Source organism: Nonomuraea insulae (genome assembly GCF_042656245.1).
The window spans coordinates 62,841-70,087 of record NZ_JBHSPA010000113.1 but is presented as its reverse complement, the minus strand read 5'-3'; the positions used below and the strand labels follow the sequence as shown (position 1 = coordinate 70,087).

Genomic DNA, 7,247 nt, shown 5'->3' with positions numbered 1-7,247 from the left:
CCGGGTGGCGCGCCGCCGGCGGGTCCCGCGCCGCCTCCGCCCCCGCCGCCACCGCACGCGGTGAGCGCCAGCACAGCGGTCATGGTGACGCTCGTGAGCGCCGCCGATCTCCTCATGTCGCCTTCTTTCCGTTGGTCGCCGGGGTTCTCACCCAGACCCTCATGGCTTCGGGGCCGCGGTTGCCCCATAGGAAGTACGGGACGAAGGTCGCGGTGACCGTCGCCTCGGGGAGCGCCTGCTCCAGCGGAAGCTCGGGGTAGAGCTCCGCGGAGGGCGGGGGAGCTGTGCGGGCCGCGACACCGAGCACGACGGTGCCGTCACGCCGCCCGATGTTCGCGTTAACAATGTCGGCCGCGCCGATCACCAGGTCATCGACCGCGGCTTCCGGGCTGTCCTGCTGCTCGACGCAGTAGACCAGCGGGCCGCGGGCCACACTGGCCGCGCCCCTGGTGGCGTCGAGGTAGGGATGGGAGCCGTGCGCCCTGACCGGCATCGGCAGCGTGAGCCGTACCTCGTCGCCCGCCGCCCAGCGGCGTTCGACCGTCAGCCAGCCGTCGGCGGGCTCGGCGTCCCAGGGTTCGCCGTTGACGGTGACGGCGGCCTCGCGCGCCCAGCCGGGGACGCGCAGCACCAGCCGGTACGGCTCCCGCGGCGCGCGCCCGACCGTGAGCCGCACGTCGCCGTCCCACGGGTAGGCCGTCTCCATCGCCAGGTCCAGCTCCGCCGACTCGATCCGGGCCGGAGTGTAGGCGGCGATCAGCAGGGCGCCGTCCCGCTCGGCCGCCACATAGTCGGCGAGCTGGGCCATCCACCGCACGATGTTCGGCGGGCAGCACGGACAGACGAACCAGGCGCGGCGCAGCGGCTCTCCGCCCGACTCGGCGCCACTGCGCTGCTCGTGGTCGGGGCGGCGCTGCAGCGGGTTGTCGTAGAAGAACGCCCTGCCGTCCTCCGACAGGCCCACGGCGTAGGCGTTGTAGAGCACGCGCTCGAACACGTCGAGGTACTTGGCGCCGCCGGAGGACAAAAACATCCGCCAGGCCCACTGCATGACGGCGATGGCCGCGCAGGTCTCGCTGTAGGCGCGCTCGGACGGCAGCTCGTAGCGGTCGCCGATGGCCTCGTCGGAGTGCCGGCTGCCCAGCCCGCCCGTGATGTACAGCTTGCTCGCCACCATGTCGTCCCAGAGCCGCTCCAGCGCCTCGGACAACGACCGGTCGCCGGTCTCCAGGGAGACGTCGGCCGCCCCCGCCGCCAGGTACGCCATGCGCACCGCGTGCCCCGTCACCGACGGCAGCTCGCGCAAGGGCACGTGGTCCTGGAAGTAGTCGCCGGGGAAGATGCTGTGCTTGAGCTGCCCCGAGCCGCGCCGGTCCACGAAGGCGCCGGCCAGGTCGAGGTAGGCGCGCACGCCCGTCTCCCTGAACAGCTCGACCAGCGCCATCTCCACCTCGGGGTGACCGCACACGCCCCCGTCGGCGAAGCGCTCCACCGCCAGGTCCGCGAAACGGGCCGCCACGCGCAGCAGCCGGTCGTCGCCCATCCGGCGCGAGGCGGCGACGGCGGCCTGGATGAGGTGGCCCAGATTGTACAGCTCGTGGCCCCAGGCCAGGTCCTGCCACGGCTTCTTCGTGGCCGCCGGGTCCTGGAAGAAGGAGTTGAGGTAGCCGTCCCCGGCCTGGACCTTCTCCAGGAGGCCGACGACCTCCTCGTAGAACTCCCGCACCGGTTCTGCGGCGCGGCCCTCGCCCAGCTCGTACGCCAGCCCTTCGAGGGTCTTGTACAGATCGGTGTCCAGGAAGGGGTAGCGGCCGCGGTAGGGGGCCGGGTCCCGCTCAAGGAGGCGGCCCAGGTTGGCGACGTTGCCCGCCTCGCGCAGCTGCTCGATGGTGTGCGGGATCGTGGCCGTGCCGTTGCGATGCTGCCAGTGGTGGAGCAGACCACCTGTGATGTGCACTCCCGGCAGCGGCCGTACGACCCCGGCGGCCGTGCGTACGGCGCCGGCCGGCGGCTTGACCTGCTTAGACGTCATGGACCTTCCCAGTAATGTGTGGCATTGCACTGAACCTTAGGTGTCCGGAAGGTGTGTTGCCAAGGGTTGTACGTGTCCGTAAAACGAACGTAACCAGTCCGGAATGCTGGCCCCGGCCATCGACGGGCGGGCACCGGCCCAGGTGGCGGACGCCGGGGGAACCTGAGTAGCCGTTACTCAGGCGCTCAGCCGGCCGGCCCGCTCTACTGGCGGTGTCCAGGCGATTCGGAGGCCACCATGCACGACCACGACGACCATCCGGAGACGTTCAACGTCCACGGGATGTTGCTGTTCGGCGAGGACCCGCTCTACTTCTCGCACCTGCCGATGTTCCGGCATCCGGCGCACCGCTTCCAGGCGCTCATGGAGGTCGACTTCCGCGGCGACGTGCGGGAGGCCGTGCGGAGCGACCTGAAGGCGGCGGCCGACGGCGTCCACACCTTCGTGCCCGAGCCGTTCGACATCCTCGAACTCGACCCGGCCGGCGGCGGCCCCGCCAGGACCTCCGTCAAGGGCACCGTCGTACGCGGGCACTTCGAACGCGGCGGTGTGCCGATCGCCGAGGACGTCACCGCGCGCGTCGTCCGCGTGATCCACTTCGAGCGGCTCGACCCCACGCTGCGCCACGACGAGCGGCGCACGCTGACCTACCTGTGCTTCGGCCGGCCCGGCGGGCTGCACCTCGCGCACGAGATCACCGCCAGGCCCGACTTCGACCAGGTTCTCGCCGTCCGGATGGTCCCGCCGGGCGAGGGGTTCGAGCGGCCCGTGCCGGTGACCTTCGACCGGCCGGACGCCTCCCGGCGGCGGCTCGTGGCGGGCGACACCATGGACGGGATGTTCGACCTGGGCGTCTCGCGTACCGGGGAGCACCGCTTCACCGCCCGGGTCGAGGTGGTCAGAGAGATCTACATGGAGACCGGCGACCTCGACTGAGCCTCAACGGGGCTAGGCTTGCCTGGGTGCACATCGACGAGTGGCTGCAGGTGATCCCCGCCGGGTGGCTCTACGCGACGGTCGCGTTCGTGATCGGGTTCGAGAGCCTCGGCATTCCGCTGCCCGGAGAGATCGTCCTGGTCAGCGCCGCCATCCTGGCCTCCAAGGGTGTGGTGGACCCGGTCTGGGTGGGGGCGTGCGCGAGCGCGGGCGCCATCGTCGGCGACTCCGCCGGATACGCCGTCGGACGCAAGGGCGGCGCGCCCATGTTCGCCCGCCTCGGCCGCCGCTTCCCCCGGCACTTCGGGCCGCGGCACGTGGGCAAGGCCGAAGACTACTTCCGGCGGTTCGGCATGTGGGCGGTCTTCGTCGGCCGGTTCGTCGCGTTGCTGCGCATCCTGGCCGGGCCGCTGGCGGGGGCGCTGCGCATGCCCTACTGGAGATTCGCCGTGGCCAACGTGCTCGGCGGGATCGTGTGGGCGGGCGGCACCACCGCGGTGGTCTTCTCGCTCGGGCTCGTCGCGGAGAAGTGGCTGAAGAACTTCTCCTGGGCCGCGCTCGCCGTCGCCGTCGTGTTCGGCATCGCCACCACGCTCTACCTCAGGCGCAGGGCCGCCTCAGCGCTCGATGAGGGTGACCTCAAGGGAATAGTGCGAGGCCCGGTAGACATGTGAGCCGTGCTCGACGGCCCTGCCCTGGTCGTCGTAGGTGGTGCGGATCATCGTCAGCAGCGGCGCGCCCCTGCGCTCGTCCAGCAGCCGGGCCTCCGCCTGGGTCGCCGCCCTGGCGCCGATGCGCTGGTTGGCCACCCGCATCCGCACGCCCGCGCCGCGCAGCAACTCATACAGGCCGCGGCTCTCGAGGTCGGCCGGGGTGAGCTGGGCCAGGCCCAGCGGCAGCCAGTTGTGCAGCACCGCCAGCGGCTCGCCGGCCGCGAAGCGCAGGCGCTCCAGGTAGAGGATCTGCGCGTCCGGCTCCACGCCCAGGATGCCGGCGATCCCCTCCTCCACCGGCCGCGACTCCAGGGCCAGCACCTGCGTGGCCGGCTCCTGCCCCGACCTGCGCAGGTCGTCGTAGAGGCTGGTCAGCTCGACCGAGCGCTTGACCTGGCCGTGCACCACCTGCGTGCCGACGCCGCGCTTGCGCACCAGCAGGCCCTTGTCCACCAGATACTGGATCGCCTGCCGGATCGTGGGCCGCGACAGGCCGAGCTTGTCGGCCAGCAGGATCTCGTTGTCCAGCCGCGAGCCGGGGGTCAGATCACCTCGCCGGATCGCCTCGGCGATCTGCTCGGCCACCTGGAAATAAAGCGGCACTGGGCTGGATCGGTCCAGGTCGATGGCGAGGTCGCGGGTCATGCTGATCAGCTTAACCGAGGTCAGAATGTCCAGACAAATGTCGCGACGCCGGTCCCGCGCGCGCTCACTGGGCGGCTATGCGGGCCGCCGTCTCGCGGGGCGGGTAGCCGAGGGTGAGGCCGCGCACCGACAGGGGGGCCCGCGTGAAGAGCGTCTCGGCGTCCTCGCCCAGCACGTAGTGCAGGGCGGGGGACAGGGGCCGGTGCGCGTCCAGGGCCGCCGCCTCCTTGTCCGCCAGGTCGCGGGGCAGCGCCTCCCGGTAGTCGGCGATCAGCGCGTCGAGGTCGAAGAGCTGCGCGTACCGCTCCGACGTGCCCGACACCACCCGCACCAGGTCGCCGTCCGCCTGCGCGTGGTAGACCAGGTTCGTGCCGCCGCTCTTGGCGAACCAGCGCAGCGCCTCCTCGGTGGGCAGGGTGAAGGCCCCGTACGGTTTGCGCCCATACAGCAGGGCCTCGGCGATCCACCGGTCGCACCACCACTCGTCGCGGTAGGGCGCCGGCGAACGCGGATCGACGGTCAGGCCCTGGGCCAGCACCGGGTTCCAGGCCGATACCATCGGGCTGCTGAAGCGCGGCATGCGGGGGCCGCGCCAGTGGCTGAGCGCGTAGCCGAACCAGACGGTCACCACCTCGACCCGGAGCTTGGGGAGGGGGCGCTCGTAGGTGCCGTTCATGATCTGGCCCCCCTCGGGGTGGCGCCACGATCCTGGAGGGAGATCGAGGTCGGCGGGGGCCGGGGGAGTCCGGTAGTCGGGATGCAGGATCCAGGCGTCCGCCACAGTCTTCCGGCCTTTCCGATTGGCATATGCATTGCGTGTCAGAGCACTAGAGTGGCATCGTGCATCACCCGTCACTCCGTTGCAATAGACCAGGTGTAAACGCTGACCTTTGTCATCGATGCCTGTGACAGACGTATGCAGTTAAGCGTTGTGGCGGCCCGGCTCTCCTCGCTGCGGGCCGGGTGCGGGCTGTCCATGAAGTCCGCCGCGCAGGCCGCCGGGCTCAACACCTCCACGATCTTCCGCATCGAGCACGGGCTCGTGGCGCCGCGCGAGGGCACCGTGCGCACCCTGCTGGAGCTCTACGGCGAGGGCGAGCACACGCCGCGGCTGCTGTCGTTGTTGCGGGAGGAGCGGGTGCCCGGCTGGTACGACGCCCCCGGCGTGCCGCTGGGGTTGTCGGCGTTCGTGGAGCTTGAGGACCAGGCGCAGGTGATCTACACCTACGGCCCGGGGCAGGTGCCCCCGCTGCTCCAGACCCAGGCGTACGCGCTGTCCGCCGCCGTGGCCGTGAGCCCTGCCCACCATGAGGGACCCGGTCACGAGGGCGCCGTCCGCGCGGCCGGGCTGGTCGCGGTCCGGCAGCGGGTGCTCGACCGGCACCGGGGGCCGCACCTGTGGGCCGTGATCGACCGGCCGTCGCTGCTCGACCCGCCGCTGGCCAGGCCCGAGGACCGCCTCGCCCAGATCGACGCGCTCACCCTGGCCGCCAAGCAGCCGCACATCGCCGTGCAGATCTCCCGGCCCGTCGCCGAGACAGGCTACCTCTACCAGGGGCCGCCGTTCACGCTGCTGCGCTTCCCCGAGCGGGACCGGCCCGACGTGCTGGTGCTGCACCTGCTGCACGCGCCGATCGTGGTGGAGGATCGGCGGCGGGTGGAGGAGCACCAGCAGGCGTTCGCGCGCCTGTCGTTGTCGGCGTACCCGGTCGACGCCACGAGTGACGTGCTGGACGGGCTACGCTCCACGCTTCCCTCCTGACAGGATGAACCTGGTCGATCGGGACGGAGGTCACCAGGTGCCCATAGACGACAGTCCGGTCGCGTACCTCGCCGGGGTGAGCAGTGCCCGCATGTACGACGCCGCGCAGGGCGGCAAACAGAACTTCACCGCCGACCGCGAGGCACTGGCCCTGGCCGAGCGGCTCGGCGCCGACCCCGCGGGCGCGCTCGTCGCGCACCACCGCCACGTGCACCGGGTGGTGCGGCACCTGGCCGGGCGGGGGGTGGACCAGTTCGTCCTGTACGGGACCGGGCTGCCGAGCACCTCGCAGGCCCACGAGAGCATCCACGCGGTCTTCCCGCCGGCCAGGGTGGTGTACGCGGAGCAGGATCCGTACATGCTGGCCCATGCCTACGCGATCACCGGCAAGGGCAGCGACAAGGTCAGGATCGTCGGGTGCGACCTCGCCGATCCCGTCTCCGTGGTGGACCACCCCGTGGTGCGGACGTTCGTGGACTGGGCCGAGCCGGTGGCGGTGGGCGTGTTGTCGGTCCACGAGATCCCCGCCGCGGACACCGGCTGGATCGTGGCGCTGCGCCGGGCCATGGCGGCGGGCAGCCATCTGTGGCTGACCGCGCTCAGCATGGACGGCTACCCCGAGGACCTGCGTCCGGCGGTCGCGGCGGCCATCCGGGAGCTGGGGCTGACCGTGCACTTCCGGCGCAGGGAGCAGGTGCTGGGCCTGTTCGACGAGATGGACCTACTGGAACCCGGGCTGGTGTGGGTCCCTCAGTGGCGTCCCGACGGCGACGAGCCCGCCGGCGCGCCCGAGCGCACGGCGTGGCTGGCCGGGGTCGCCCGCGTCAGGTAGATCGCGGCGGCCGGGTCGTGCCCGCGGCCAGTCGTGTCGGCGGTCGGTCGTGTCGGCGGTCGGTCGTGCCCGGGGTCGGTCGTGCCCGCGGTCGTGTCGTGCCTGGGGTCGGTGGTGCTCAGGGTCGGTCGTGGCCGCGGTCAGGTGTGCCGGCGGTAGGCGCCGGCGCGGCGGACGTGGTCGATCATGATGTGTTCCGCCGCTTCCGCGTCGCCGGACTCCAGGGCGGCCAGGATGCCCTCGTGCGCCGCCAGCTGGATCTGGACCTGTGTCGCGTCCAGCCACAACGACGCCTCGGCGGGCACCGGGAAGCTGTTGCGCACCGAC

Annotated in this window: 8 protein-coding genes; 4 read left to right on the top strand and 4 right to left on the bottom strand. The window is 71.7% G+C overall.

What is annotated here, in order from left to right:
- Positions 1–112: 112 nt before the first annotated feature.
- The gene (locus tag ACFPZ3_RS63225) at positions 113–2,032 is read right to left on the bottom strand and encodes a glycoside hydrolase family 127 protein (RefSeq protein ID WP_379524040.1); all 1,920 of its coding nucleotides are present in this window, start codon (positions 2,030–2,032) and stop codon (positions 113–115) included.
- Positions 2,033–2,269: 237 nt separating this feature from the next.
- Between ACFPZ3_RS63225 and ACFPZ3_RS63220 the strand changes: the two genes are divergently transcribed.
- Entirely contained in the window at positions 2,270–2,968 is a 699-nt protein-coding gene (locus tag ACFPZ3_RS63220; protein ID WP_379524039.1) for a hypothetical protein, read from the top strand.
- A 26-nt stretch (positions 2,969–2,994) separates the two neighbouring features.
- Positions 2,995–3,642, top strand: a complete 648-nt coding sequence (locus ACFPZ3_RS63215) for a DedA family protein (protein WP_379524038.1) — start codon at positions 2,995–2,997, stop codon at positions 3,640–3,642.
- Here ACFPZ3_RS63215 and ACFPZ3_RS63210 read toward each other — a convergent pair.
- Together ACFPZ3_RS63210 and ACFPZ3_RS63205 are read right to left on the bottom strand one after the other, a co-directional pair.
- On the bottom strand, positions 3,586–4,326 hold the full coding sequence (locus ACFPZ3_RS63210; RefSeq protein ID WP_379524037.1) for a GntR family transcriptional regulator: 741 nt from the start codon (positions 4,324–4,326) through the stop codon (positions 3,586–3,588). The genes ACFPZ3_RS63215 and ACFPZ3_RS63210 overlap by 57 nt on opposite strands.
- 64 nt (positions 4,327–4,390) lie before the next feature.
- The gene (locus ACFPZ3_RS63205) at positions 4,391–5,107 is read right to left on the bottom strand and encodes a hypothetical protein (RefSeq protein ID WP_379524036.1); all 717 of its coding nucleotides are present in this window, start codon (positions 5,105–5,107) and stop codon (positions 4,391–4,393) included.
- A gap of 135 nt (positions 5,108–5,242) precedes the next feature.
- Here ACFPZ3_RS63205 and ACFPZ3_RS63200 point away from each other — a divergent pair, with 135 nt between their 5' ends.
- Positions 5,243–6,088, top strand: coding sequence for a Scr1 family TA system antitoxin-like transcriptional regulator (locus ACFPZ3_RS63200; RefSeq protein ID WP_379524035.1), 846 nt, complete (start codon positions 5,243–5,245; stop codon positions 6,086–6,088).
- 4 nt (positions 6,089–6,092) lie between these two features.
- Positions 6,093–6,920, top strand: a complete 828-nt coding sequence (locus ACFPZ3_RS63195) for an SAM-dependent methyltransferase (protein WP_379524034.1) — start codon at positions 6,093–6,095, stop codon at positions 6,918–6,920.
- 140 nt (positions 6,921–7,060) lie between these two features.
- Here the strand turns inward: ACFPZ3_RS63195 and ACFPZ3_RS63190 are convergent.
- Positions 7,061–7,247: FCD domain-containing protein (locus tag ACFPZ3_RS63190; protein WP_379524033.1), on the bottom strand; the 187-nt coding region annotated here is incomplete at its 5' end.